This window comes from Pseudomonas soli, assembly GCF_021283165.2.
Lineage (GTDB): Bacteria > Pseudomonadota > Gammaproteobacteria > Pseudomonadales > Pseudomonadaceae > Aquipseudomonas > Aquipseudomonas soli.
Genome location: NZ_CP128543.1, coordinates 5028729 through 5053869 on the forward strand (window position 1 = coordinate 5028729; position 25141 = coordinate 5053869).

The 25141-nt window shown below is 66.5% G+C and carries 23 protein-coding genes; 6 read left to right on the plus strand and 17 right to left on the minus strand.

The features are described from left to right. Positions 1-33: 33 nt before the first annotated feature. The 4 genes from LU688_RS23175 to LU688_RS23190 all read right to left on the minus strand — a co-directional run bounded on the left by LU688_RS23175 (position 34) and on the right by LU688_RS23190 (position 5140). Positions 34-1461, minus strand: coding sequence for an efflux transporter outer membrane subunit (locus tag LU688_RS23175; RefSeq protein ID WP_038706786.1), 1428 nt, complete (start codon positions 1459-1461; stop codon positions 34-36). Beyond that, positions 1458-2519 carry an HlyD family secretion protein gene (locus tag LU688_RS23180; protein WP_232887994.1) on the minus strand — a complete coding sequence of 354 codons (1062 nt, stop codon included), beginning with the start codon at positions 2517-2519 and terminating at the stop codon, positions 1458-1460. Before LU688_RS23180 ends, LU688_RS23175 begins: the two co-directional genes overlap by 4 nt. A gap of 27 nt (positions 2520-2546) precedes the next feature. Next, the gene (locus LU688_RS23185) at positions 2547-4088 is read right to left on the minus strand and encodes an MFS transporter (RefSeq protein ID WP_038706788.1); all 1542 of its coding nucleotides are present in this window, start codon (positions 4086-4088) and stop codon (positions 2547-2549) included. A gap of 146 nt (positions 4089-4234) precedes the next feature. Then, positions 4235-5140: a LysR family transcriptional regulator gene (locus LU688_RS23190; RefSeq protein ID WP_038706789.1), complete on the minus strand. Its 906-nt coding sequence runs from the start codon at positions 5138-5140 to the stop codon at positions 4235-4237. Positions 5141-5400: 260 nt separating this feature from the next. Here LU688_RS23190 and LU688_RS23195 point away from each other — a divergent pair, with 260 nt between their 5' ends. Further along, entirely contained in the window at positions 5401-5859 is a 459-nt protein-coding gene (locus tag LU688_RS23195; RefSeq protein ID WP_094011739.1) for a universal stress protein, read from the plus strand. Positions 5860-5899: 40 nt separating this feature from the next. Here LU688_RS23195 and LU688_RS23200 read toward each other — a convergent pair whose 3' ends face one another. The 4 genes from LU688_RS23200 to LU688_RS23215 are packed head-to-tail and all read right to left on the minus strand — an operon-like array spanning position 5900 to position 10676. Then, a complete protein-coding gene (locus LU688_RS23200) occupies positions 5900-6760 on the minus strand; it encodes an efflux RND transporter periplasmic adaptor subunit (protein ID WP_023632220.1) in 861 nt (286 codons plus the stop codon). A gap of 10 nt (positions 6761-6770) precedes the next feature. Then, entirely contained in the window at positions 6771-6971 is a 201-nt protein-coding gene (locus tag LU688_RS23205) for a DUF1656 domain-containing protein (protein ID WP_008097766.1), read from the minus strand. A 4-nt stretch (positions 6972-6975) separates the two neighbouring features. Continuing rightward, positions 6976-9153: an FUSC family protein gene (locus tag LU688_RS23210; RefSeq protein ID WP_160290930.1), complete on the minus strand. Its 2178-nt coding sequence runs from the start codon at positions 9151-9153 to the stop codon at positions 6976-6978. After that, entirely contained in the window at positions 9150-10676 is a 1527-nt protein-coding gene (locus tag LU688_RS23215; protein ID WP_160290929.1) for an efflux transporter outer membrane subunit, read from the minus strand. The genes LU688_RS23210 and LU688_RS23215 overlap by 4 nt, the downstream gene beginning before the upstream one ends. A 180-nt stretch (positions 10677-10856) precedes the next feature. Between LU688_RS23215 and LU688_RS23220 the strand changes: the two genes are divergently transcribed. Next, positions 10857-11804 carry a LysR family transcriptional regulator gene (locus LU688_RS23220; protein WP_023632830.1) on the plus strand — a complete coding sequence of 316 codons (948 nt, stop codon included), beginning with the start codon at positions 10857-10859 and terminating at the stop codon, positions 11802-11804. Between the two features lie 85 nt (positions 11805-11889). Next, a complete protein-coding gene (locus LU688_RS23225) occupies positions 11890-12864 on the plus strand; it encodes a 2-hydroxyacid dehydrogenase (RefSeq protein WP_104444924.1) in 975 nt (324 codons plus the stop codon). 66 nt (positions 12865-12930) lie between these two features. Here the strand turns inward: LU688_RS23225 and LU688_RS23230 are convergent, their stop codons facing one another. After that, positions 12931-13833, minus strand: a complete 903-nt coding sequence (locus tag LU688_RS23230; RefSeq protein ID WP_023631099.1) for a DMT family transporter — start codon at positions 13831-13833, stop codon at positions 12931-12933. A 228-nt stretch (positions 13834-14061) separates the two neighbouring features. On the opposite strand from LU688_RS23230, the gene LU688_RS23235 reads away from it, so the two are divergent. After that, a complete protein-coding gene (locus tag LU688_RS23235) occupies positions 14062-14937 on the plus strand; it encodes a helix-turn-helix domain-containing protein (protein WP_038706793.1) in 876 nt (291 codons plus the stop codon). Positions 14938-14992: 55 nt separating this feature from the next. On the opposite strand, the gene LU688_RS23240 is transcribed toward LU688_RS23235, so the two are convergent. The 8 genes from LU688_RS23240 to LU688_RS23275 form a co-directional block, all read right to left on the minus strand. Next, on the minus strand, positions 14993-17395 hold the full coding sequence (locus LU688_RS23240) for a TonB-dependent siderophore receptor (protein ID WP_160290928.1): 2403 nt from the start codon (positions 17393-17395) through the stop codon (positions 14993-14995). Positions 17396-17600: 205 nt separating this feature from the next. Then, positions 17601-18572 (minus strand): FecR family protein, encoded by a 972-nt coding sequence (locus LU688_RS23245; RefSeq protein WP_160290927.1) that lies wholly within the window; start codon positions 18570-18572, stop codon positions 17601-17603. Then, positions 18569-19120 (minus strand): RNA polymerase sigma factor, encoded by a 552-nt coding sequence (locus tag LU688_RS23250; RefSeq protein ID WP_232887993.1) that lies wholly within the window; start codon positions 19118-19120, stop codon positions 18569-18571. Before LU688_RS23250 ends, LU688_RS23245 begins: the two co-directional genes overlap by 4 nt. A gap of 4 nt (positions 19121-19124) precedes the next feature. After that, positions 19125-19451 carry a DUF3325 domain-containing protein gene (locus tag LU688_RS23255; protein ID WP_160290926.1) on the minus strand — a complete coding sequence of 109 codons (327 nt, stop codon included), beginning with the start codon at positions 19449-19451 and terminating at the stop codon, positions 19125-19127. Beyond that, positions 19451-21013, minus strand: a complete 1563-nt coding sequence (locus LU688_RS23260; RefSeq protein ID WP_160290925.1) for a PepSY-associated TM helix domain-containing protein — start codon at positions 21011-21013, stop codon at positions 19451-19453. The genes LU688_RS23255 and LU688_RS23260 overlap by 1 nt, the downstream gene beginning before the upstream one ends. Further along, on the minus strand, positions 21010-21315 hold the full coding sequence (locus LU688_RS23265) for a DUF3649 domain-containing protein (protein ID WP_160290924.1): 306 nt from the start codon (positions 21313-21315) through the stop codon (positions 21010-21012). Before LU688_RS23265 ends, LU688_RS23260 begins: the two co-directional genes overlap by 4 nt. 278 nt (positions 21316-21593) lie before the next feature. Next, positions 21594-22076 carry a glutathione peroxidase gene (locus LU688_RS23270; protein WP_094011746.1) on the minus strand — a complete coding sequence of 161 codons (483 nt, stop codon included), beginning with the start codon at positions 22074-22076 and terminating at the stop codon, positions 21594-21596. A 145-nt stretch (positions 22077-22221) separates the two neighbouring features. Next, on the minus strand, positions 22222-22707 hold the full coding sequence (locus LU688_RS23275; RefSeq protein ID WP_160290923.1) for an FKBP-type peptidyl-prolyl cis-trans isomerase: 486 nt from the start codon (positions 22705-22707) through the stop codon (positions 22222-22224). Here LU688_RS23275 and LU688_RS23280 point away from each other — a divergent pair. Continuing rightward, a complete protein-coding gene (locus LU688_RS23280; RefSeq protein ID WP_081941345.1) occupies positions 22706-23008 on the plus strand; it encodes a DUF3565 domain-containing protein in 303 nt (100 codons plus the stop codon). The genes LU688_RS23275 and LU688_RS23280 overlap by 2 nt on opposite strands. A 32-nt stretch (positions 23009-23040) precedes the next feature. Continuing rightward, the gene (pta, locus tag LU688_RS23285; protein WP_038706799.1) at positions 23041-25131 is read left to right on the plus strand and encodes a phosphate acetyltransferase; all 2091 of its coding nucleotides are present in this window, start codon (positions 23041-23043) and stop codon (positions 25129-25131) included. The last annotated feature ends 10 nt before the right edge of the window (positions 25132-25141 follow it).

The window sequence follows — 25141 nt, forward strand, 5'->3', positions numbered from 1 at the left end:
CATCGTGGGAGCTGGCTTGCCCCGCGATGCCTTTCAAACCTGATCGAACGCCTGCCAGCCGCCGCCCAGCGCCTTGTATAGCCCGACCAACGCCTGCGACACCGCCGCCGAGCTGTCGATCCACTGCTCTTCGCTGGCCAGCAGCGCACCCTGCACCGTCAGCACGTTGAGAAAGTCCACCGCCCCTTCCACATACTGGCGCTGCGCGGTCTCCAGGGCGATGCGGTTCTGCCGCACCGCCTCGGCCAGGTGATCACGGCGCAGCTGGCTGGCGTTGTACAGGCGCAGCACGTCGTCGATCTCGTGCCAGGCACCGAGCACCACCTTGCGGTAGTTCAGCGCCGCCTCCTGCTGCTGCGCCTCGCGCAGCTCCAGGGTGCCCTTGAGCCGCCCGCCCTCGAAGATCGGCAGCGACAGTTGCGGGCCGAAGGCGAACCGGCGCGAATCCCAACCACCGAAATCGGACAGTTGCATGGCCTGGAAACCGACACTCCCGGACAAGCGGATGCTCGGGTAGAAGTCCGCCTTGGCCACGCCGATGCTGGCGGTGGCGGCATGCAGGCGGGCCTCGGCCTGGCGAATGTCCGGCCGGCGCTCGGCCAGCTCCGAAGGCACGCCGATGGCGAAACGCTGCTGCGGCGCGGGCAGCTCGCCGCCTTGCAGCAGCTCACGCTGCAGGCTGCGTGGCGGTTCGGCGGCGAGCAGGCCGAGGGCGTTGATCAGGTCGTCGCGACGGGCTTCCAAGGTCGGCAGGCGCGCCTCGATCGAGGCCACCTGGGCGCTGGCTTGGGCCACGTCGAGGCGGGTGGCTACCCCTTCCGCCTGGCGGCCTTCGGACAACTTCAGGCTGTGGCGGGCAACCTTGAGGTTGTCCTGGGTAATGTCCAGCGTGTGCTGCACGGCACGCAACTGGATGTAGTTGCCGGCGGTTTCCGCAAGCAAGGCCAGCAGCACGCCCCGGCGATCGTTCTCCGCCACCTCGACGCTCGCGTCGGCGGCCTCGACCTGGCGGCGTACACGCCCCCACAGGTCCAGTTCCCAGCCGGCCACCAGGTCGCCTTGCCAGAGGTTGTACGCCGACTTGCCAGACTTGCCGGACGGGTCGTTCAGCCCCTCGGCGCTGTTGCGCGCACGGCTGTACCCGGCGTTCACGTCCACCGCCGGCAGCTCGTCCGCCGCCACGCTGCTGCGCAGGGCGCGGCTTTGCAGCAGGCGGGCACTGGCCATGCGCAGGTCGAGGTTGCGCTCTGTGACCTTCTGGATCAGCGCGCTCAGGCGCGGGTCGTGGAAGCTGTCCCACCAACGCAGTTCCAGCGGTTCGGCCACCGGCTGGCTGGACGCGGCAGCGCCTTGCAGCTCGGCCCAGTCCTTGGGCGCCTCGCTGTCCGGACGGTGGAAGTCCGGGCCGAGGGTGCAGCCGGCCAGCAGCATGGCCAGCAACAGAGGGCTCAGGCGTCTCATCGCGCAGTCACCTCTTTGCCGGCGAGCGTGTCGCCGTGGGTATCGATGGTCGCTTCCACCGACATGCCCACGCGCAGGCGCGCCAACAGCGGCTGGCCGTCATCGAAGACGATCTTCACCGGAATACGCTGCACCACCTTGGTGAAGTTGCCGGTGGCATTGTCCGGCTTCACGGCGGCGAAGGTCACCCCAGTGGCCGGGGCGATGCTCTCGACACGGCCGTGGAGTTGTTCGCCGGAGAAGGTATCGACACTGATACTGACCGGTTGCCCCGGTTGCACATGGGTCAGTTGGGTCTCCTGGAAGTTGCCGACGATATAGGCGCGCTCCAGCGGCACCACCGACAGCAGCCGCGCCCCCGGATTGACGTAGGCGCCGATGCGCAGGGCGCGCTCGCCGACCATGCCGTCGACCGGCGCGGTGATACGGGTGTAGGACAGGTCCAGGCGGGCTTTTTCCAGCCCGGCTTCGGCACGCTTGAGCTGGCCATCGGCGCTGGCCACCTGGGCGCTGAGGATGTCCACCTGCTTGCGCGTGGCCAGCAGCGCCGCCTGGCTGTTGGCCAACCGCGCACGGGCCTGGTCGACGCCGCTGCGCGCCTGCTGGGCATTCTGCACGGTGCCGGCGCCCTGCTCGGCCAGGCGGCTGTAGCGGGTCACCTCGTGGTCGGCGAAGGCCGCCTCGGCCTGGGCCGCCCTCACCGCCGCCTCGGCCTGGGCGATCAACGAGGCCTGGCGCTCGAGCGTGGCGCGGGCATCCAGGCTCTGCGCCCTGGCCACCAACAGTTGCGCCTGGGCGGCGTCGAGCGCGGCCTGGTAGTCGCGCGGATCGATGGTCGCCAGCAACTGGCCGGCACTCACCTGCTGGTTGTCCTCCACCAGCACCTCCTTGATGAAGCCCGCCACCTTGGGCGCCACCACTGTGTAGTCGGCAGTCACGTAGGCGTCGTTGGTGCGCTGGCGATGATCGCTGCCGAACATCCAGGGGCCGACCAGGGCGGCGAGCACGGCCACGGCGAGTGCCGAGCCGATGAAGAGCGTCTTGCGGTTGTTGGTCATCTTTCTATCTCGAATTCAGCCCCGGCTTCAGGCCACCGCACGCGGTGGGAAGATCCGGGTAGGCACGAAGGGGATCAGGCAGATCATGGCGACGGCGATACCCGCCATCACCAGGTACAGGTCGGCCGAGGTCAGCACCAGGGCCTGTTCATGGATGCGCTTGGCCAGGCCAGCGGCGTTGTCGTCGATCAGCGGCGCGTTGCCCAGGCTGTCGACCAGGTGGTTGGAATGAAAATGCCGGCGCAGGGTGCCAAGGGCGTCGAGCAGGCCGCCGGCGATCACCGCCGACAGCCCTTTGACCGTGTTGAACCAGGCGGAGGCGAACGGGCCTTCCTGCGGGGTCATGCCATTGGTGGAGAGCATCAGCAGGGGCAGCACCGCCATCGGCTGGCCGAACACCTGCAGCAGGTAGAAGGGATAGAAGTCGCCGCGAATCCACTGCGAGGTCAGCAGGCTGCTACCCACGCACGATGCCGCCAGCATCGCCAGGCCCGCCGCCAGCACCCAACGGCAGTCCACCGCGCGGATGTTGCACAGCGCTGCGGTGAGCGGCAGGGCGAGCAGCTGCGGCATGGCCACCAGCATCATCAGCGGGCTGGTCTGCGCCGGGCGGTAGCCCTGGATCTGCGCCAGGTACGCCGAAGGAATGCTGCCCACACCGGACAACACCACCAGTACACCGGCCAGGGTCACCAGGGCGAAGCTCAGGTTGCGCCGCGAGAGCATGCGCAACTGGAAGAACGGCAATGGCTCGGACCACTCGTTGTACATGAACAGCACCAGTAACAGCACACCGCCACCGAGCAGCCAGCAGATCAGCGGCGAATCAAACCATCCCCAGCGGTCGCCCAGCGACAGGCCGAGGACGATGCAACTGATCGCCGGCAAGCCAAGCAACACCCCACGCCAGTCCAGTTGCCTGAAGCGCTCCAGGCGCAGCGGATCCTGGGGCAGGCCCCAGCCGACGCAGGCGATTGCCAGCAGCGACGGCAGGATGATCTGCCAGAACGCCCACTGCCAGCCGACGTACTCGGTCCACAGGCCAGCCAGCGGCGTGCCGAGGTTCGGCCCGAAGGTGGCGGTCAGGGCATAGCAGGCCAAGCCATAGACCTTGATGCCCGGCGGCAGGAAGCGCAGCGCCACGCTCATCAGCATCGGCGGCAAGGCGCCCGAGGCGAAGCCCTGCAGCACACGCAGCAACATCAGGCTGTGCAGGTTGGGGGCGAAGGGTTGGATCAGGCCGAGCACGGCAAAGACGCCAACGGCGGTCATGGTGAAGCGGCGCAGCGAGAAGGTGGTGGCCAGCCACGGCGCGAAGGCCATGGCCGAGACCGAAGCGGCGCTGTAAACCGCCAGCAGCCAGGCGCCTTCGTCGGCACCGATGCCCATGGCGCCACGGATGTCGCTCAGGGAAATCTTGGTCACCGCCTCGTTGAGCCCGGCGCACAGCACCGCCAGCAACACGCCGAACAGCCCGACCACCACCCGCAGGCCGAACGCCGTCTGCGCGGGGGCGGCCGGCGCAGGGGCGGCGGCCAGCGCGGCGGAAGGCGCGGTCAGGGAACTCATGGATAGACATCTCCAGCAACATTTTAAGGGCTGGGTGAAGTCTAAGAAGGTCGAATACTGACGAAAACTGACTTGTTGGCAGCTTTATGTTGCGTCAGACGCAATCCAGATTGATTTGCCGGCTATCGAATGCAAAACATTGCCCATCAAGGATCGATGCTGCCGCAAGCCTTCAGCGTCTGCCGCAACCAGCGGTGCGCCGGGTCATTGTCGAAGCGCGGATGCCAGGCCTGCATCACGTTGACCTTTTCCAGCGGCACCGGGATCTCGAACGAACGCAACGGCAGCTTCAAGCGCTGCACACTGTTGAGGATGTTGGCCGGTATCGGCAGGATCAGGTCCGAATCCGGCAGCGAGAACATCGCCGAATGGAAGCTGGTGGTGATCAGCGCCACTCGCCGCTCCACCTTGCAGTTGGCCAGCGACACGTCGATCGGCCCGTTGGCCCGCCCCCGCCGGGACACGCTGATCTGCGGGTAGGCAGCAAAACGCTCGGGGGTGATCGGAGCATCGAAGATCGGGTGATCCTCACGGGCCAGGCCGACGAAATAGGTGTTGAACAGGCTCTGCACCTTGATCTCCGGCCCCAGTTCGATGGCCGAGCTGATGATCAGGTCGATCTGTCCGTTGCGCAGCACCGCATCGTCATCGCCACTGCCCTCGGGCACGAAACGCAGCACCGTGCGCGGCGCCTGGGCCAGCATCATGCGCAGCAACTGTGCGCCATACAGGGCAATGAACAGGTCGTTGGTGCGGATGTTGAAAGCGCGGTCGAGGTTGGCCAGGTCCACGGCATCGCGGCTGCGAAACACCAGGCCAGCCTGCTCCACCAAGCCATGCACCTGTTCGCGCAGGGCCAACGCTCGCGGTGTCGGCACCAGGCCACGGCCGGCACGCACCAGGATCGGATCGCCCATGGCCTCGCGGATTCGCCCGAGGGTCCGGCTCATCGCCGCCGGGCTCAGGTTCATGCGCTGGGCGGCACCGACCACGCTGCCTTCGTCGAGCAGCACATCGAGGGCGACGAGCAGGTTCATGTCCGGGAGTTGCATGGCCGTTTTCCGTGACAGCTGTGGGAAACGCGATGGTAACAGGTTGGCCGATTGCGTCTGACGCAATGGCGCCGTGCGTGGGGGACCATTTATCCGTAGAGGTCAATGAACCGACAATGGTGTGGCCTCATCGTTGGCAAGCCGCGGCGGCGAACCGCAGTGCCTGCAGGCAGCGCATCTCCCTGCGGGCACCGCGGTTCGCCGTTGCGACTTGCTGGCGATGAGCGCAGCACTGCCATCCATTCTCCAAAGGATTGCCCATGCCCCATCCGGTTCTGATCGCCATCGACGCCTCTCCGGCAGCCGCCAGCCTGCTCACCCTCGCCCAGCGCTACTGCCGCCCCGGCGAGCACACCCTGCATGTGCTGCTGGCCATCGACTCGACCTTCGCCGTGCACGACCACCGCACGGCCTACACCGAAGATGAGTTGGAGGAATACCCCGCCGCCTGCGACGAACAGCAACAGGCCGAGCACGCCGTGAACACCGCCGTGAGCATGCTGCGCGACGCCGGCTTCGACAGCCTGGGCTGCATGGTCGCCGGCCAGCCGGTGGAGGCGATCGTCGCCAAGGCCCGGGAGCTGGAGTGCGAACTGGTCATCATCGGCCACCGCCACCTGTCACGGCTAGGCAGGCTGCTCGATCCGTCGATCAGCGCCAAGGTGATCGATCGGATACAGATACCGGTTCTGGTAGGCGTGCCGACTGAAGTTGGCTGAAGCCCCGCGATAGACTTAGCCCCGCGATGACGTACTCGGATCAGCCCTCGCTCGGCTTGACCACCACGGTACAGGTGGTCCCCGCCGCCAGCAGGAAACCTTCCGGCACTTCATCGATATGGATCCGCACCGGCACCCGCTGCGCCAGGCGCACCCAGTTGAAGGTCGGGTTCACATCGGCGATCAGCTCGCGGCTCTGCGGGTTGTCGCGGTCGTAGATCCCCCGGGCGATGCTCTCCACATGCCCTTTGATACGCTCGCCGCTCATCATCTGCAGCTCGGCGACATCGCCGACCTTGACGTGGGGCAGCTTGGTTTCCTCGAAGAAGCCGTACACCCAGAACGACTGCTCATCCACCACCGCCATCACTGCCTCGCCGGTGCGGGCGTAATCGCCCTTGTGGATGTTCAGGTTGGTCACATAGCCATCGACGGTGGCAACGATCTGCGTGCGTTTGAGGTTCAGTTCGGCGGCGGCCAGCTGGGCCTGGGCGTGCTGGTAGTCGGCCAGCGCGGAGCTGGCGATGTTGCTGGCGTCGTCGCGGTTCTCTTTCGAGATCACCAGGTTGTCCATGTCGGCGCGGCGCCTGGCGTTGACCTTGCGCATTTCCCAGGTGGCCTTGCGCGAGGCCACCAGCGCCTTGGCCTGCTCCACCGCCAACTGGTAGTGCTCGGGGTCGATGCGGATCAGCACGTCGCCCTTCTTCACCCGCTGGTTGTCCTTGACCGGTACGTCCACCACATAGCCTGGCACATCGGCGGCAACGTTGATGATATCGGCGCGCACCCGGCCGTCGCGGGTCCACGGCGTGGTCATGTAGTGCAGCCACAACTGGCGACCGATCACCACGGCAGCGGTCAGCACCAGGAGGGTGGCGATCAGGCTGAAGAACTTTTTCATTGCAGGATTCTCACCAGTAGAGCGACAGCGCCAGGGCGCCGAAAAGGCAAACGAACAGGCTCAGGCGCAGCAGCGCCGGGTGCCAGAAGAAGCGATAGCCATCATGGCTGGCGATGAACCGGTCCAGGCCCCAGGCCAGGCCCAGGGCGAACAGGAACATCAAGGTCATGGTGGGCATGTACACGCCATGGAAGGCGATCTCGCGGGGCATGGTTTCACGGAGCATCGTGCGATCCTTTCGCCGGAGCCAGCGGCGACTGTGGGTCGAGCAGGGAGGAACGGATGAAGTGCAGGTAGCTCTGCGCCCGACGTAACACCGAGGTGTCGAAGTGCCGGGCGAAAGGTTCGTCGGTGGCCTGCACGCGGCTGATGGCATGGTCCACCGCCACCAGGGCGCGTTCGTGGTTGCTGGCGCTGGGTTGCAGGAACAACCGCGCCAGGGCCCGGCCCATGACGCGGATGGCCTGGCGCCACGGCTGCGACTCGGCGTAGGCCGGGTGCACCGGGGCGCGGGCCTGCTCCTTGCGCAGCTCGATGATGGCGTGGCCGATCTCCAGCACCGTGAACATCCAGCCCATCAGCTGGCTCTGCACCTGCGGCTTGCCGGCGGCCAGGCCGTAGGCCTGGTGCAGCAGGTCGCGGGTGCGGCTTTCGAAGGCCGAGCCCAGGCCGCGCAGGCGCCCGCCGATGGCGAACAGCACCTGCTCACGCAGCTCCTGCTCCAGGCGGCTCCACAGCCAGCGGCTGTTGGGCGGCAGGATGATCGCCCCGGCTGCGGCGCAGACGAACATGCCAATGACCATGCCGATGTAGTCGTTGATGAAGGTGTAGGGGTCGTAGATCGTCAGGTTGTTCGGCACCGAGCCGATGGCAAAGAACACCAGCAAGCCCAGGCCGTAACCGGCATAGGCCGGGCGCGAGGCGAGGAATGCGCCGAGCACGAACACCGGCGCCAGGACCATGCACAGCAACGGGAAACCGTCGATCCAGGGGAACACGAAGAACGTCTCGAAGAAACCGACGAAGGCACCGATCGCCGTGCCGCAGGCCATCTGGAACGCCATGCGCTTGGGGTTCGGCGATGCCGCCGAAAGGCCCACGGTGACCGTGGCGATCAGGGTCATCATGCCACCGCTGGGCCAGTCGCTGAGCAGCCAGTAGCTGCCCAGCAGCAACAGCACCGCCGAGGCGCGCACCCCAGCGGCGAGCGATACCAGCCAGCTGGTCTGGGCCACATAAGGTTCGTCCCACTGTTCGCGTTCGTGCTTGTGCACGGCCAGCGAGGCGTGGGTCTCGGCGTAGCTGTACATCTCGTCGACGAAGCGGTACAGCAGCTCGAAGGCGGTATGGAAGTCGAGCAGGTCAGACTCGCTGGGGTTGGTCTGCAGATACTCGGCGCGCAGACCACGCACCTGGGCCTGCAGGCCTTCCTTGTAGGTGCCCAGCTCCAGGGCCAGGCGCAAGGCGTCGGCGTCGGTCAATGCCCGGCCGACATAGGGCTGCAGCAGCTCGGCCAGGGTGGCCAGCCCGGGCTCGATGGCGCCGACGATCTGCAGCGGGCCACGGGCGCGCAGGCGCTCGAGCAACCGGTGCAGGGCGTTGAAACGCGTGGTGATGGCCATGAATTCGCTGTTCATCCGCACCAGCCGGCCGGAGCGGCGGCGCATGTGCGGGTCTTCGAAGGCGGTGACGTTGCGCAGGCTCTCCAGGCCCACCGCCTCGGCAACGAAGCGCACATTGCTGGTCTCGAAACGGTCGCGCTGGCTGTCGCCGCGCAGGGCCTCGACCACCACCCCGGCGAACACGCCAAAGCGCTGGTACAGGGCGTTGCGCATGGCGGCACTGGCCGACTGCGGCAGGATCGCGGCGCTGACGAAGGTCGAAACGAGAATCCCCAGGGCGATCTCCAGCACCCGCCACACCGCCGCCATGAACGCCTGGTCGGGGTGCTGCAGCACCGGCAGGCCGATCATCGCCGCGGTGTAGCCGGCCAGCACGAAACCGTAGGCACGGAAGGTCCGATAGCGCATGGCACCCGCCGAGCACAGGCCGACCCACAGGGCCAGGCTGGGCAGGAACAGCTCGGTGTTCTGCGGGAAGATCGCGATCAGCGCGACCATCATCGCCGAGCCGGCCAGGGTGCCGAGCACCCGGTAGAAACTCTTGGCGAACACATGGCCGCTCTGCGGCTGCATGACGATGAACACGGTGATCATCGCCGTGCGCGGCTGCGGCAGCTCCAGGCGCATGGCCAGCCACAGGGTGATGAAGGCGGCGGCCAGGACTTTGAAGATATAGACCCAGGTGACGCCGTCGGTACGCGCCCAGGCAAAGAACCCCCGGCGCCACTCCAGGCTCTGCAGCCAGCGCAAGGGCAAGCTCGATGTGCTCATTCGGCGTGGTCCGGCGTGTCGAAGATGGCCAGGGTGGCGGGTGTTTTCGGTGCGGCCTGGCGCTGTTGATCGGGCACATCCTTGCCCGCCTCCAGGCCGCCGCCCAGGGCAGTGACCAGTTCGGCATGGGCCACCAGGCGCGCGGCCTGCACTTGCTGCTGCACCTGCTGCTGGCGGAACAGCAGGGTCTGGGCGTTCAGCACGTTGAGGTAATCGGTGAGCCCGCGCTGGAAGGCGACGGTGGCGATATCGTAGGTCTTCTGCGCGGCGGCCACGGATTCGGCGGCGAAGTGCGCCTGCTCCTTCATCGACTCGCGGCGGATCAGTTGGTCGGAGATGTTCTGCAACGCGCCGATCACCGTCTGGTTGTAGCGCGCCACGGCCACGTCATAGCCCGCCGAGGCCACGCCCAGTTGCGAGCGCAGGCGGCCACCATCGAAGATCGGCAGGCTGATGGCCGGCCCGACGTTGTAGTTGAACTTGCGCCCGGTGAGGAACTCCAGCGGGCCGCCCCCGGTGGCCATGAAGCCGAGGCCACCGACCAGGTCGACATTGGGGAAGAACCCGGCATGGGCCACGTCGATGCCACGGGCCTGGGCCGCCACCTGCCAGCGGCTGGCGACCACGTCGGGACGCTGGCCGACCAGTTCGGCGGGCAGGTTCGAGGGCAGTTTCAGCGGCGCAGCGAGGGTCAGGGTCGGGCGTTGCAGTTTCGCGCCCTCCCCCGGCCCCTTGCCGGCCAGGGCCGCCAGCTGGTTGCGAGTCAGGGCGATCTCTTCGTCGAGGCTATCGATCTGGCGGTGGGTTTCCGGCAGCGGCACCTCGGCCTGGCTGACTTCGAAATGGGTACCGATGCCACCGTCGAGGCGACGCTTGGCCAGGGCGACGATCTGCTCCTGCTGCGCAAGCTCCGCCCGCACGATATCGCGCCGGGCGTAATGCAGACTGAGCTGGATGTAGGCGCGCACCACGTTGTTCTCCAGCTCCAGCTGGGCCTGGCGCGCCTCGGCGGCGCTCATGTGCGCCTGGTCCACGGCCTGCTCGCTGGCATTGCGCTCGCGGCCCCACAGGTCCAGGGCGTAGCTCAAGCCGATGGCGGCGTTGTTGTCCCAGGTGTTGGCGCCGGACAGCGCGCCGGGGCCGTAGAACTGATCCTCCGGCCAGTTGTGGCGCTTGAGGGTGGCGTTGCCGTTGGCCTGCAGCTTTTCCGCCGACTCCACCACGCCCGCCATGGCCTTGGCTTCGCGCACCCGCGCGGCGGCCATGGCCATGCTCGGGCTGCCGGCCAATGCCAGTGCGACCCAGTCGTTCAACTGCGCGTCGCCATAGGCGCGCCACCATTGCTGGGCCGGCCAGTGGGCGTCGCGCGCAGCCTCACGGATGGCGTCGTCGGTGGTCAGTTGGTTGGCTTGGAGGGTCTTGCTCTGCGGGGCGATACCCCAGGTTCCGATACAGCCGCTCAAGGTGAGACTAAGGGCACAGGCACTGAGCGCGCTAAGCGCTCTGATGTTGCGACGCGGCACAGCTGCGATTTCCCGAGGAAGAGGTGGAGGGGCCGGGCAATTCTAGGGGCGGGTTTCATTGGCGATAAGCGTATATTCCTGCGAATCTTTGTTACCAAAACAGCGATAATCCGGCTTTAGTCGGAAGCGAAACAGCGTTACTTCATGTCACAATTTTGTCCTCTAAACCGAGAGTGACCCATGGACACCCTGCAAAACATGCGTGCTTTCAGTTGCGTGGCCCAGCTCGGCAGCTTCACCGCTGCCGCGGCGCAACTGGATACGACCACCGCGAACGTGTCGCGGGCGGTCTCCAATCTGGAAGCCCATCTGCAAACCCGCCTGCTCAACCGCACCACCCGGCGCATCGCGCTGACCGAGGCCGGCAAGCGCTACCTGATGCGCTGCGAACAGATTCTTACCTACGTCGAAGAAGCCGAGGCCGAGGCCAGCGATGCCCATGCCCGCCCCGCCGGGCAGTTGAAGGTGCATTCGATGACCGGCGTCGGCCAGCACTTCGTGGTCGACGCCATCGCCCGCTACCGCGAATCGCACCCGGACGTGACCTTCGACCTGACCATGGCCAACCGCGTGCCCGACCTGCTCGACGAGGGCTATGACGTGTCGATCGTGCTGGCCAGCGAGCTGCCGGACTCGGGGTTCGTCTCCCAGCGCCTGGGCATCACCTACAGCATCGTCTGCGCCGCGCCCGACTATGTGGCGCGCCATGGCTTCGCGCACAAGCCCGCCGACCTGCTCAAGCATGCCTGCCTGCGAATGGTCAGCCCGGTGATCCCGCTGGAGAAATGGCTGTTCGACGGCCCCGAGGGGCAGGAGGTGGTCAACATCACCAGCTCGCCGTTCCAGGTGAACTCCGCCGATGCGATGAAGACCGCGATCCGCAGCGGCATGGGCGTGGGTGTGCTGCCGATCTACACCGCCATCGATGGCCTGCGCGACGGCAGCCTGGTGCGGATCCTGCCGCAGTACCGCCTGCAGGAGCTGAACCTGTATGCGATCTACCCGTCGCGCCAGTACCTGGATGCGAAGATCAAGACCTGGGTCGAGTACCTGCGCAACTCGCTGCCGGAGATTCTCGCCGCCCACGAGGCCGACCTGAAAACCCACGAGCTGCTGATCGCCAACTGAAAAAGCCGGTGCATTCGGGCGGGGGACAATGGTAGGTTGCTAAGCAACGACACCGCCCCTACCCGCCTTGCAGAGAAGCAGCCCGATGAAAAAGACCGTCCTGGCCTTCAGCCGCATCACCCCGGCCATGGCCGAGCGCCTGCAACACGACTTCAACGTGATCGTGCCCAACCCCAAGCTGGGCGACATCGCCGCCCAGTTCAACGAAGCGCTGCCCGAGGCCCACGGCCTGATCGGCGTCGGCCGCAAGCTGGGCCGGGCGCAGCTCGAAGGCGCGGGCAAGCTGGAGGTGGTGTCCAGCGTCTCGGTCGGCTACGACAACTACGACCTGGACTACTTCAACGAGCGCGGCATCGCCCTGACCAACACCCCCGACGTGCTCACCGAAAGCACCGCCGACCTGGGCTTCGCCCTGATCATGGGTTGCGCCCGGCGCACCGCCGAGCTGGACGCCTGGACCAAGGCCGGCCACTGGCAGGCCACCGTCGGCCCGGCGCAGTTCGGCTGCGATGTGCACGGCAAGAAACTGGGTATCGTCGGCCTGGGCAACATCGGCGCGGCTATCGCCCGCCGTGGCCGTTTCGGTTTCAACATGCAGGTGCTGTACACCGGCAACAGCCGCAAGGCCGCGCTTGAGCAAGAGCTGGGCGCGCAGTTCCGTAGCCTGGATGAGCTGCTGGCAGAGGCCGATTTCGTCTGCCTGGTGGTGCCGCTGTCGGACGCCACCCGCAAGCTGATCGGCGCCCGCGAGCTGAAGCTGATGAAGCCCAGCGCGTTCCTGGTCAACATCGCCCGTGGCCCGGTGGTTGACGAAGTGGCACTGGTCGAGGCGCTGCAGGAAGGTACCATTCGCGGCGCCGGCCTGGACGTGTACGAAAAGGAGCCGTTGGCCGATTCGCCGCTGTTCAAGCTGCCCAACGCCCTGACCTTGCCGCACATCGGCTCGGCCACTGCCGAAACCCGCGAAGCCATGGCCAACCGGGCCATCGACAACCTGCGCTCGGCGTTGCTGGGCGAGCGGCCGCAGGACCTGGTGAATCCACAAGTGTGGAAAGGCTGAGTCGTTCAGCCCGAGCGCCTGGCCCCGTCGCAGTCTGTTTCCACCGCAGACTGCGACAAGGCGCCATTACTTGACTGCCAGCTCCCCTTCCACAGGCCTGGGCTTGGGCTTGCGAAACACCAGCACGTTCCCCGCCATCACCGCCACCAGCCCCAACAATGCCGGCGCTGTCCATTGATACCCCTCGGCAAACGCCGACACATTCAACGCCACCAGCGGGAACAGCACGGTGCAGTAGGCTGCCCGTTCCGGCCCCATGCGCCCGACCAGCGTGAGGTAGGCGGTAAAGCCGATCACCGAGCCCGGGATCACCAGATACAGCAGCGAGCCTATGTAACGCGTGTTCCACTCCATATCGAAGGGGATCCCCCTGAACAGGCAATACCCTGCCAGCATCGACGCGCCATAAACCATGCCCCAGGCATTCGTGGTCATGGGTTTGAGCCCGGCCTTCTGCTGCACACTGGAGAGCATGTTGCCGGCGGAGAAACACAGCGTTCCAAGCAGTGCCAAGCCAAGGCCATAAAGGGTTTCGCGGCTGGCGGCATGATGAGAAAGCTCCGGCCAGAACAGCAGCCCCAACCCCAGCAGCCCCATGGCTCCGCCGCCAAGCACATTGGCAGCGATCTTCTGGCCGAAGAACACCCTCGCATTGATCGCGTTCCACAGGGTGGCAGTGGAAAACACCACGGCGATCAGGCCGGTCGCGACCCACTGGCTGGCGGTGAGAAAGCACATGAAGTTGACGCAGAACAGGCACAAGCCCTGGGCCAGGCACACCAGGTGACCACGTCGGTTCATCGGCTGCAAGCGGCGGGTGAGCAGCAGCAAGACAAACAGGATCAACCCGGCCAGGGCGAAGCGGTAGACGATCGACACCGGGATGGCGACCACACCCAGTTGCAGCTTCAGGGCGATCCAGGTGGTGCCCCAGATCAGGACGGTAAGCAGGTAGAGCGACAGGTTCATGGCGGCTTCCTCGAACAGGCTTTCGGCCCATCGCGGGGCAAGCCCGCTCCCACATTGGGCCACCCTGGCGGGCTGGCGTGGGAGCGGGCTTGCCCCGCGATGGCCGTCACAGGCAAACAGTGTCTTCCCGGGCTTCACACCTGCGCTTGCATAAACTTGCGCTTTTCCTCCTCCGCCAGCTGCCTTCCCGCCCACGCCGCAGTACGATGGCCTTCAGAGGAGTCTCCGATGCCCGCACTCGACCACCTGCAAGTCTTCAACGCCCTCAACGCCTCACCCAACGCCCGGTTGGAGCTGAGCGCGCACCTGGGCGACGGCCTGGCGGCGGCATTGTGGAGCAACCGCGACGATGCCCGTGATTACCAGGCGCCCAGCCATCACACCCTGTCGTGCTACATCGCCGACGGCACCGGTACTTTCCGCCGCCAGCGCCCGGCCGACCGCGGCGCACCGGACAAACTGTGCGTGATGCCCGCCGGCCACGAATCGAACTGGGTAATCAATGGCTCGATCCGCCTTGCCCACCTGTACATCAGCGAGGAACAGTTCGCCCTTGGCTGCACCCGCCTGCTGGACCGCGAACCGCGTGAAATGCAGCTGCGCGAGGCGACCTTCCTCGACGATCCGCAACAGGCCGCACGCTTTCGCCAGCTGATCGACATGGACTGGTCCGAGCCCGGCGAACGCCTGCTGGCCAGCAGCCTTGCCCACGACATCATCGACCACGCCGTGCTCAACCAGGTCGGCCTGCGCCATGGGCTCAAACTCAGGGGTGGCTTGGCGCCGCACCAGCGTCGGCAGTTGGTGGACTATATCGAGGCCCACCTGGACCAGCCGCTGACGCTGGGCGAGCTGGCGCTGCGCTGCAACCTGTCCGAGTACCACTTTGCACGGATGTTCCGGGCAAGTTTCGGCCTGCCGCCGCATCAGTATCTGCTTGCCCGGCGGCTGCACAGGGCCTGTCGCTTACTGCGCCTGGGCACGCCAGCCTTGGGCGAGGTGGCACTGGCGTGCGGGTTCGCCAGTGCCAGCCATTTCAGCAACAGGTTTCGCCAGGCATTGGGGGCGACGCCTGGAGAGTACAGGGCAGCGTTCCGCGCCTGACTGCCGGGCCCTGTCGCGGAACAAGCCCATTGCCATGCCGCCCATCATCGATTGGTCAGAACTCGAAGGTGCTCGACAGGCTGACTTGCCGCGCATCCCCCACCGCAACGAAATAGCGGTTCACCGCGGAGCTGTAGTACACCTTGTCGAACAGGTTCTTCACGTTCAACTGCAGGCGCACCTTGTGCTCGTCCAGCTTGGTTTCGTAGCTGGCGAAGGCATCGGCCACGGTGTAGGCCGGCAGGTCGAAGTCGTTTGTCGCATTGCCCGCACGCTCACCCACGTAGCGCGCACCGGCTCCCAGGCGCAGGCGATCACCGCCGAACAGGCTGCCGTAGTCGTATACCGCCGACAGCGAACCACTGTGGCGGGCGACGTTCTGCAGGCGGTTGCCCTTGAGCTGCGGGTCCTTGGTGACCTCGGCGTCGGTAAAGGCATAGGCCCCGATCAGGCTCCAGCGCTCGCTGAGCTGGCCAGTCAGGTCCAGCTCGACGCCCCGTGAACGAACTTCCCCCGCGTTGCTGTAGAGAATGGTCCCCGGCTGGGTGTCGCCATCGGCCACCAGCACGTTGCGCTTGGTGATGTCGAACAGCGCCAGGGTACCGGTCACCGCGCCCGGCACGTCGAGCTTGGCCCCCAGCTCCCAGGACTTGCCCTCCTCCGGCGCGATCCCAGAGTCCAGGGTCAGGGTGCGGCCACCACCGATGCTCAGCGGGGCGATGGTCGAGTTGGGCTTGAACGACTCGCTGTAGCTGCCATAGAACGACAGCTGCTCATCGACCTTGTAGACGACGCCCGCATGGGGCACCCAGGTCTGGTCACTGCTGTCGGTGTTGACGTTGAACGGTCGGCCGCGGCCGGCGTACTGGTCGTACTGCTGGAAACGCCCGCCTGCCACCAGGATCCAGTGCTCGTCCAGGTGCCAGGCGTCCTGCAGGAACAGCGAATCGGTGCGCAGCTTGTCGGTCTGGTCGCTGTCGCTGGCGCGCACGTTGGTGCCTTCCACTTCGCGGCCATAGACCGGGTTCAGATAGCTGAAGGTCGAGCGGCTGTTCTGGCGGATCAGGTCGGCGCGGTAGACCTTGCGGTCCTCGTGATCGGCACCCAGCACCAGATCGTGACGCATGCCGGCCAGCTCGACACTGCCGTTGAGGCTGAAGGTGACGAACTGGTCACGGCTCAGGGCGCCCCGGGTGCCGTCGATACTGCGCGACAGCGTGCCCTTGCTTTCATCCACGCCGGTCACGCGCACCTGGCTGGCATCGTAGGTTTCGCGGTTGAAGCTGTAGCCGACGTGCAGCTTCCACGCGTCGTCCAGCTGATGGTCGATTTCCAGGCGGTACAGGTCGGAGCGGCCCTCCATGTCGTTGAACGGCTCGTCCAGGCGGCGAGTAGCGGGTATGTTCAACGGGTGGCCATCGCTGCCGAAGGCGGTCCCGCGGTCGAACGGATAGCGAAACTCGCGGTGCTCATAGGCCAGCACCACCTGGGTGTCCTCGCCGTACCAGGCCAGCGACGGCGCCACCAGCGATTCGCGGTGCACGCCGAAGTTGCGCCAGTAGTCTTCATCCTCGTGATCGACGATCAGGCGATAGGCCAGGTTGCTCTCCCCCAGCGCACCGGTGCTGTCCAGGCCGCCACCGCTGCCGTTCTTGCCGTTGCCGTAGGTCGAGCCGCGCAGGGTCAGGGCGTTGTACTGCGCAAGTTGCGGGCGCTTGCTGACCACATTGATCACCCCGCCCGGGTCCTGGATGCCGTAAAGCAGCGAGGCCGGGCCCTTGAGCACTTCGACCCGCTCGGTGCTGGCATTGAGCGCGCGGCCCTGCACGATCGGCATGCCGTCGCGCATGATCGAACCGTCGCGGTTGTCGCCGAAGCCACGCTTCATCACGGTGTCTGCGGTACCGCCGAAGTTGTTGCCCTGGGTGATGCCGCTGACGTTGTACAGGGCATCGTCCAGATTGCGCGGCGCCTGGTCGCGGATCACCTGGGCCGGGACCACGTTCACGGCCTGCGGGATATCCAGGGTCGCGCCCTGGCCGCGCATGATCGAGGCGCTGGCCGGCGGCTGGTAGCTGTAGTCGTCCAGTTGCGAGTTGATGGTGGTGGCTTGCAGGTTCACCGCGCCGGAAGTGTCGACCGGCTCCAGGGTCAGCGTGCGGGCGTCGAGGCGGCGCCAGGCCAGGCCTGAATTGCCGAGCAACTGCTGCAGAGCCTGCTCGGCGTCGAAGGTGCCGTTCAGCGCCGGGGCTCGCAGGTCCGGTAGCGTCAGGGTATAGACCACGCTCTGCCCGGTGGTACGGCTGAAGGCGTTGAGCGCCTGGGCCAACGGCTGGCTGGGCTGGGCGAAGGCATAGACCTGGCTCTGCTGGGCGGCCACGGCCTGGGGCACGACGGCCACGGCGGACAAGCTGCAGAGGCCGAACCAGAGCGAGACGCAACGCGGGGTGAACTTCATGGACGCGGACCTGTGGGCGGGATGATCGTATGCGAATGAATCGCACTTCCACTTACTACACGGATGCCGGCGTGGGGTACCTCATCACCTGATGGAAATATTTTGCTGTTCCGACCCTATCGCGGGGCAAGCTCGCTCCCACGCGGTGGCTTGCAGGGTCCAAGATCGTGGGAGCGGGCTTGCCCCGCGCTGACGTCGGCTCAGGTCAACGCAAAACGGTCAACCGGCCCAACAGCGTCTGCCGCTCGAACCCCAGCACCTTGCCCAGCGAATCCAGCGCGGCCAGCGGTTCCTCAACCGGGAAACTGCCACTGACCCTGCGCTGCGCCAGCTCACCGTCGAGCAGCAGGATCCGCCCCGGGTAGTAACGCCCCAGGTCCTCGAGCACCTGCGCCAACGGCACCTGGTAGTAGTTCAGCCAGCCCTGGCGCCAGGCCAGGCGGCTGTCGCTGTCCACCGCCTCGACCCCACCGGCCACACCACCGGCATAGGCCAGTTGCTGGTTGGCTGTCAGTTCGTGGGCAGGCTGCCCTTCGGCTGCCGTTACCGCCACCCGCCCGCTGCGTACCGTGACCTGCGCGCCGTCACCCTGCCCGCGCACCTCGAACTGGGTCCCCAGCACCCGCACTTCGCCGCCCTGGGCATCCACCAGGAACGGCTCGCCGGTATGGGTCACCTCGAAGAACGCGGCGCCGCGCAGCAACCGCACACGCCGCTCGCCCTGGGCGAAATCCACTGCCACGGCAGTGCCGGCATCCAGGGTCAGTTGCGAACGATCGGCCAGGGTCACCTGCCGCACCTGCGCCCCGCTGGTGTAGTCGGCGCGTAGGTCCTGCAGCCAGAACTGCGGCTGCCAGCCTGCCGCGAATCCCAGCGCCAGGACCAGGCTCGCCGCCACTGCCAGGCCGCGCCACGGTCGCTTGCGCTCGGGCCGGCGCATGGCCTCCAGGTATGTTTGCAGGCCTTGGTGTTCCTCGGCCGCCAGCCGCGCCGCCGGCGCCTCGCTCAGGCGCCAAAGCGCCTGGGCTTCGGCATAGGCCTGGCGATGGGCGGGGCTCTCCAGCAACCAACGCTTGAACGCCGCGCCCTCGGCCTGCGCCGGCTGCTGCTGGATGCGCCCCAGCCAGCGCAGGGCGGCCTGGGACTGGGCGGCAGTGATCGGCTGTTCAACACTCATCGACGGGCGCTCCCTGGCCGGCGCAGTGGGGACGCGGGGTCGGCGACACTCGCCTTGCACGCTTCGAGGGCGCGCATCATATGCTTTTCCACTGCGCTCTGGGACAACTGCATGGCCTTGGCGATCTCGCCGTAGGTGCAGCCATGGATGCGGCTGAGCAGGAAGATCTGCCGGGTGCGTTCGGGCAGCGCCCGCAGGGCCGCCTCGATGCGTTGCAGGTCGTGATCGACCTCCAGGGCCTGGTCGGGGGCCTGGCTGTCCGACACGCTGTCAGGATCATGCAGGCCTTCAGCGACCCGGTCGCGGCTGCCTTCGCTGCGCAGGTAGTCGATAGCCAGGTTGCTGGCGCTGCGCAGCAGGTAGGTATCGAGCGCCTCGACCTGCACCTCGGGGCGCCGCCAGAAGCGCAGGAACAAGTCCTGCACCAGGTCCGACGCCGTGGCGCGGCAGCCGACGCGGCGGCTGACCAGCGCCTCCATGCGCGCACGCTGGGCGAGGAACACCTGGAGGAAGCGTGCCCGCCCGCCGCCGGCCTCGGAGTCGCTCAAGGGCCTAGACCGCCAGCACGGCCAGCAGCGGCCCGAGCACCAGGCTGGCAAGCGCCGCGCCGAGCAACAGCCGCGGCTGGTAGGGCAGGCCGAACACCCACAGGGTCACGCCGGCCATCAGCACGGCGATCCACTCCACCAGGCCCAGGGCCCAGCCGCGCCCATGCACGGCGAGGATCAACGACAGCAGCAGCAACGCCCAGCCCGTGATCTTCAAGGCTCGCAGCTGCCGCCCCGTGGGCTTGCGCCCGAGCAGGTCGTTGAAGTGTTTTTCCATGGCCAGGCACAGGCCGGCAAAACCGGCGAAGCCCATCAGCGCAATCCCCAGCATCAGCTCGCCTCCACGGTCTTGGCGGCGCGTGGCGCATGCTTGGCGACCGGCTTGGGCGCGCGCAGCATCTTGCCGGCGGCCCAGGCCAGGAACAGGCCGGTGGCCAGGGCCGTCAGGTCGAAACCGGCCATGGCCCAGTCACCCGCGGCGATGGAGTGATCCAGGCCCTGGTCGGAGGTCAGCGCGTTGAGCAACGGCAGCAAGGCGAACGCCAGCGCGCCCAGCGTCAGTTGCTCGCCCCAGGCGCGGCGCCCGCTCCTGAGCATGGCGTGGAGCAATGACGCGCCCCAGGCCAGGAAGAAGCCGTTGATCTCCCAGTCAGCCCGCCCTTCCAGCGTTGCCGGCAGCAGGCGATTGGCCCAGAAGAACGCCGCCACACCCAGCAACAGGCCGCTCATGCTGGCGATGTTCAGCACTTCGACCAGGCGCAGTTCGCCGGGCATGCGCTCATTCTTGGCGTGCTTGAGTTGGCGCTTGCCCAACCACATCACCAGGCCCGTGCCGATCACCGCCGTGCCGGCCACGCCGAAGGCAAAGTAGAGCCAGCGCAGCCAAGGCCCGGCGAAGTTGCCCATGTGCAGGCCGACGAAGGTGAACGAAGTGGTCATCGCCGCGCTTTCCGGCGCCCCGCGTCGCAACAGCTCACCGCTGACGCCATCGAAAGTCCAGGTGGCGCTGCGCTGGTAGGCGACACTGTCGGCCGAGGCACGGTTGAAAGTGACCCGAGCGTTGCGGTCACCGGGGTTGTATACCCGGATGTAGCCCATGCGCGCCCCCGGCGCCTGTTCCTGGACCTTGGCATACAGGTCAGTCAACGGCGCCAGCGGCGCGGCCTGGGCAACCGCCTCGGGCACTTCGTCGCGGCCGAACACATCGTTGAAGTAGCCGCTGCTGTCACCATAGCTGGCCAGGATGCTGGCCGGCATGACCATGTACATGAAGATCACCAGGCTGCTGTAGCTGATCATCAGGTGGAACGGCAGCACCAGCACACCGATGGCGTTGTGGCCGTCGAGCCAGGACCTCTGGCCCTTGCCCGGGCGGAAGGTGAAGAACTCCTTGAAGATCTTCTTGTGGGTGATGATCCCGGTGACCAGCCCCAACAACATGATGAAGGCGCAGAAGGTCGACAGCCAGCGCCCCCAAGGGTGGGGCATCTGCAATTGAAAGTGGAAGCGGTAAAAGAACTCGCCGCCCCGGCTGTCGCGGGCCTGGACTGCCTCACCGGTGCGCGCGTCGAGGTTCTTGTCGGTGAAGCCACGACGTCCATCACCGTTAGGGTCGCGCCAGCTGACGCTCAGCGCCGCCTGGCGCTCGCTGGGCAAACGGATGAACCAGGTGCTGGCATGCCCCGCATGGGTTTCGAGGTAACGCTGGGCCAGGCCAAGGCTGGCCACTGGGTCGAGCGGATGGCTCTGCACCTCGGGCCGGGTCCAGTGGCTGATCTCTTCCTTGAAGTACGACAGCGTCCCGGTGAGGAAGATGGCAAACAGCAACCAGCCGAAGATCAGGCCGGTCCAGGTATGCAGCCAGGCCATGGCCTGGCGGAAGCCTTCTTTCATGACAGGTTCATCCAGTAGGCCAGTACGTTGATCAGCCCCAGCACCAGGCTTGGCAACAGCATGCCCAGCCAGGCACGCCAGGCGCTCCGACAGGCGAAGCACCAGACGAACGCGATGAGGTAGACGACGAATGACAGCATCATTCCGGTCATCGTCGCGTCGGCCTGGGTCATCGGCGCAAGCAGGGTGATGCAGACACTGGCCATCGACGCCAGCAGATAGCCGCCCAGCAGCGCTGCCAAGCTGCGGGAAGTCACGGCCAGGCGGTAGCTCAGGGGAAGGCCGGCGGCTTTGCTCTTCATGACGAGGATCCGGGAATGGGGGCTGCAATACTAATGATTTCAATTCTCATAAGCAAAGCATGCCGACACGCGCGATGGCGAGCCAGCTGCCCAACCGGTCAGTCGTTACGAGTTGAAACCCAAGAAGGTGCGCACCTTGGAAAGCGGCACCGCCAACGGGGACCTGCAGGCCGATGCCGGCGCGCTCTGGTCAATTTCGACAACCCGCTCAAGAGCCTCCAGAACCACACCGACCGCGCGACAGCCCTCTGGACAAGCGCCCCCTGTTGGCGCTGCCTTCAAGCCAGCGCTTTCTCGATGGCCTGCACCACGGTCGGATCATCTGGTGCGGTACGTGGGGCGAAGCGTGCCAGCACCCGGCCATCCTTACCGACCAGGAACTTCTCGAAATTCCAGCTGATGTCGCCAGGGAACTCAGCGCCTTCGCCCGCCAACAGGCGATACAGCGAATGACGTTGCGGGCCGTTCACCTCGAGCTTGGCCCCCAGCGGGAAGCTCACGCCGTAGTTGAGGCTGCAGAAGTCCTGGATTTCCTTCTCGCTGCCAGGCTCCTGGCCTGCGAACTGGTTGCACGGCAGGCCGAGCACGTTGAAGCCCTTGCCCTTGAATTGCTGGTGCAGTTTTTCCAGCGAAGCGTATTGCGGCGTCAGCCCGCACTTGGAGGCGACATTGACCACCAGCACCACCTGGCCCTTGAACGGAGCGAGGGGCAGGTCCTCGCCGTTCAGCGCCTTCAACGTCAGGTCGTGAAATGCACTCATGATGAAATCCCCTCTCAGGTTCCGATTGCCGCAGGGGCGAATCCCGCCCACGAAAAAGGCGCGCGGCCAAACCGTCCACCCTCCCGAGGAGGGCAAGTCCGGCTTGCCCGAGCGCCTGGCGACTCTCTGAGCTTAGCGCAGAAAATCAGTGGTGATGGCCACCTTCACCGTGGATGTGACGGTGAGCGATTTCTTCTTCGCTGGCGTCACGCACGTCGACAACCTTGACCTTGAAGTTCAGGCGCTGGCCAGCCAGCGGGTGGTTGCCGTCGACGGTCACGTCGTCGCCGTCGATGTCGCGGATGGTGACGATCTGCATCTGGCCGTCCGGCGCCGAGGCGTGGAACTGCATGCCGACTTCGAGTTTGTCGACGCCTTCGAACATCTTGCTGCTCAGGGTGCTGACCAGCTCGGCGGAGTATTCGCCGTAGGCTTCTTCGGGCTCGATGGCAACGGTCAGTTCGTCACCGGCCTGCTTGCCTTCCAGGGCTTTTTCCAGGCCCGGGATGATGTTGCCGGCACCGTGCAGGTAGACCAGCGGCGCACCACCGGCGGAGCTGTCGATGACCTCACCAGCGTCGTTGGTGAGGGTATAGTCGATGGAGACAGCCTTGTTGGCGGCGATCAGCATGGGGCAAGACCTTTTGCAAAAGTATATAGAACGAACAAGTGTAACCAACGCATCAGCCGATTGCGAACCCGGCGCGGACCAACAGCAGCCCATCAGTCGGATCACCGGCTTCCACCTCGACGAAGAGCGGCACTGGGTGGTCGAGCTGTCCTGCGGCCACACCCAGCATCTGCGCCACCAGCCGCCCTGGCAGGCCCGGCCCTGGGTGCTCGATGCCGACGAACGCGCCCGGCGCATCGGCCAGGTATTCCCCTGCGGCTGGTGCGCTCAGGGTGCCGTTAGCGCTACCCTTGGCCGCTGAACTCCTTGCACCGCTTATTCCGAGAAGCACGCATGCAGACATTTTTCATCGCGCCGACCGACTTCGGTGTCGGCCTGACCTCCATCAGCCTGGGCCTGGTGCGCACCCTGGAGCGCGCCGGGCTCAAGGTAGGCTTCTTCAAGCCGATTGCGCAGCCGCACCCCGGCGACACCGGCCCGGAGCGCTCCAGCGAACTGGTCGCCCGCACCCATGGCATCAAGCCGCCGACGCCCCTGAGCCTGGGCCATGTCGAGCGCATGCTCGGTGACGGCCAGCTCGACGAACTGCTCGAACAGATCATCCGCCTGTACCAGCAGGCCTGCGTCGGCAAGGACGTGGTGGTGGTCGAGGGCATGGTGCCGACCCGTCACGCCAGCTATGCCGCCCGGGTCAACCTGCACCTGGCCAAGAGCCTGGACGCCGAGGTGATCCTGGTATCGGCGCCGGAAAACGAGGTGCTCAGCGAGCTGTCCGGCCGCGTCGAGCTGCAGGCCCAGCTGTTCGGCGGCCCGCGCGACCCGAAAGTGCTGGGGGTGATCCTCAACAAGGTGCGCACCGACGAAAGCATGGCCGATTTCGCCACGCGCCTGCGCGAGCACTCGCCGCTGCTGCGCGGCAACGACTTCCGCCTGCTCGGCTGCATCCCCTACCAGGCCGAGCTCAACGCCCCGCGCACCCGCGACGTGGCCGAGCTGCTCGGCGCCCAGGTGCTCAACCCCGGCGACTATGACCAGCGGCGCATGAGCAAGATCATCATCTGCGCCCGCACCGTGGCCAACACCGTGCCGCTGCTGACCTCCGGCACCCTGGTGGTGACGCCGGGCGACCGCGACGACATCATCCTCGCCGTGTGCATGGCGGCGATCAACGGCGTGCCCCTGGCCGGCCTGCTGCTGACCAGCGACAGCAAGCCCGACCCGCGCATCCTCGAGCTGTGCCGCGGCGCCCTGCAGGCCGGCCTGCCGATCCTTTCGGTGAGCACCGGCTCCTACGACACCGCCAACCAGCTCAACTCGCTGAACCGCGAGATCCCGGTGGACGACCGCGAGCGCGCCGAATTCATCACCGACTTCGTCGCCAGCCACCTGGACGCCGCCTGGCTGCACCAGCGCTGCGGCACGCCACGCGAGCTGCGCCTGTCACCGGCGGTGTTCCGCTACCAGTTGATCCAGCGCGCCCAGCAGGCCAACAAGCGCATCGTCCTGCCCGAGGGCGCCGAGCCCTTGCTGGTGCAGGCTGCGGCCTTGTGCCAGGCCCGGGGCATCGCCCGTTGCGTGCTGCTGGCCAAACCCGAGGAAGTGCAGGCCGTGGCCCGCGCCCAGGGCATCAGCCTGCCGCCGGACCTGGAGGTACTCGACCCCGAGGTGATCCGTGGCCGCTATGTCGAACCCATGGTGAACCTGCGCAAGAGCAAGAACCTCAACGCGCCGATGGCCGAGCAGCAGCTGGAAGACCCGGTGGTGATCGGCACCATGATGCTGGCCCTCGGCGAAGTGGACGGCCTGGTCTCCGGTCTGGTGCACTCCACCGCCAACACCATCCGGCCGGCCTTGCAACTGATCAAGACCGCACCGGGCAGCAGCCTGGTGTCCTCGGTGTTCTTCATGCTGTTCCCCGACCAGGTGCTGGTCTATGGCGACTGCGTGATGAACCCGCACCCCAGCGCAGCCGAACTGGCCGAGATCGCCCGGCAGAGCGCCGAGTCGGCCGAATCGTTCGGCATCGCGCCACGGGTGGCGATGCTCAGCTACTCCAGCGACTCGGCGGCCAGCGACGAAGAAGTGGAGAAGGTCCGCGAGGCCACGCGCCTGGCGCAGCAGGCCGAGCACGACCTGCTGATCGACGGCCCGTTGCAGTACGACGCCGCCGCCAATCCCGAGATTGCCCGACAGCTGGCGCCGTCGAGTCCGGTAGCCGGGCGCGCCACGGTGTTCGTGTTCCCCGACCTGAACACCGGCAACACCACGCACAAGGCGGTGCAGCGCAGCGCCGACTGCGTCAGCCTCGGGCCGATGCTGCAAGGGCTGCGCAAGCCGGTCAACGACCTGCCGCGCGGAGCGCAGGTGGACGATATCGTGCACACCATCGCCTTGACCGCGATCCAGGCCAGCACCGTGCGCTGAACGGCAAAGG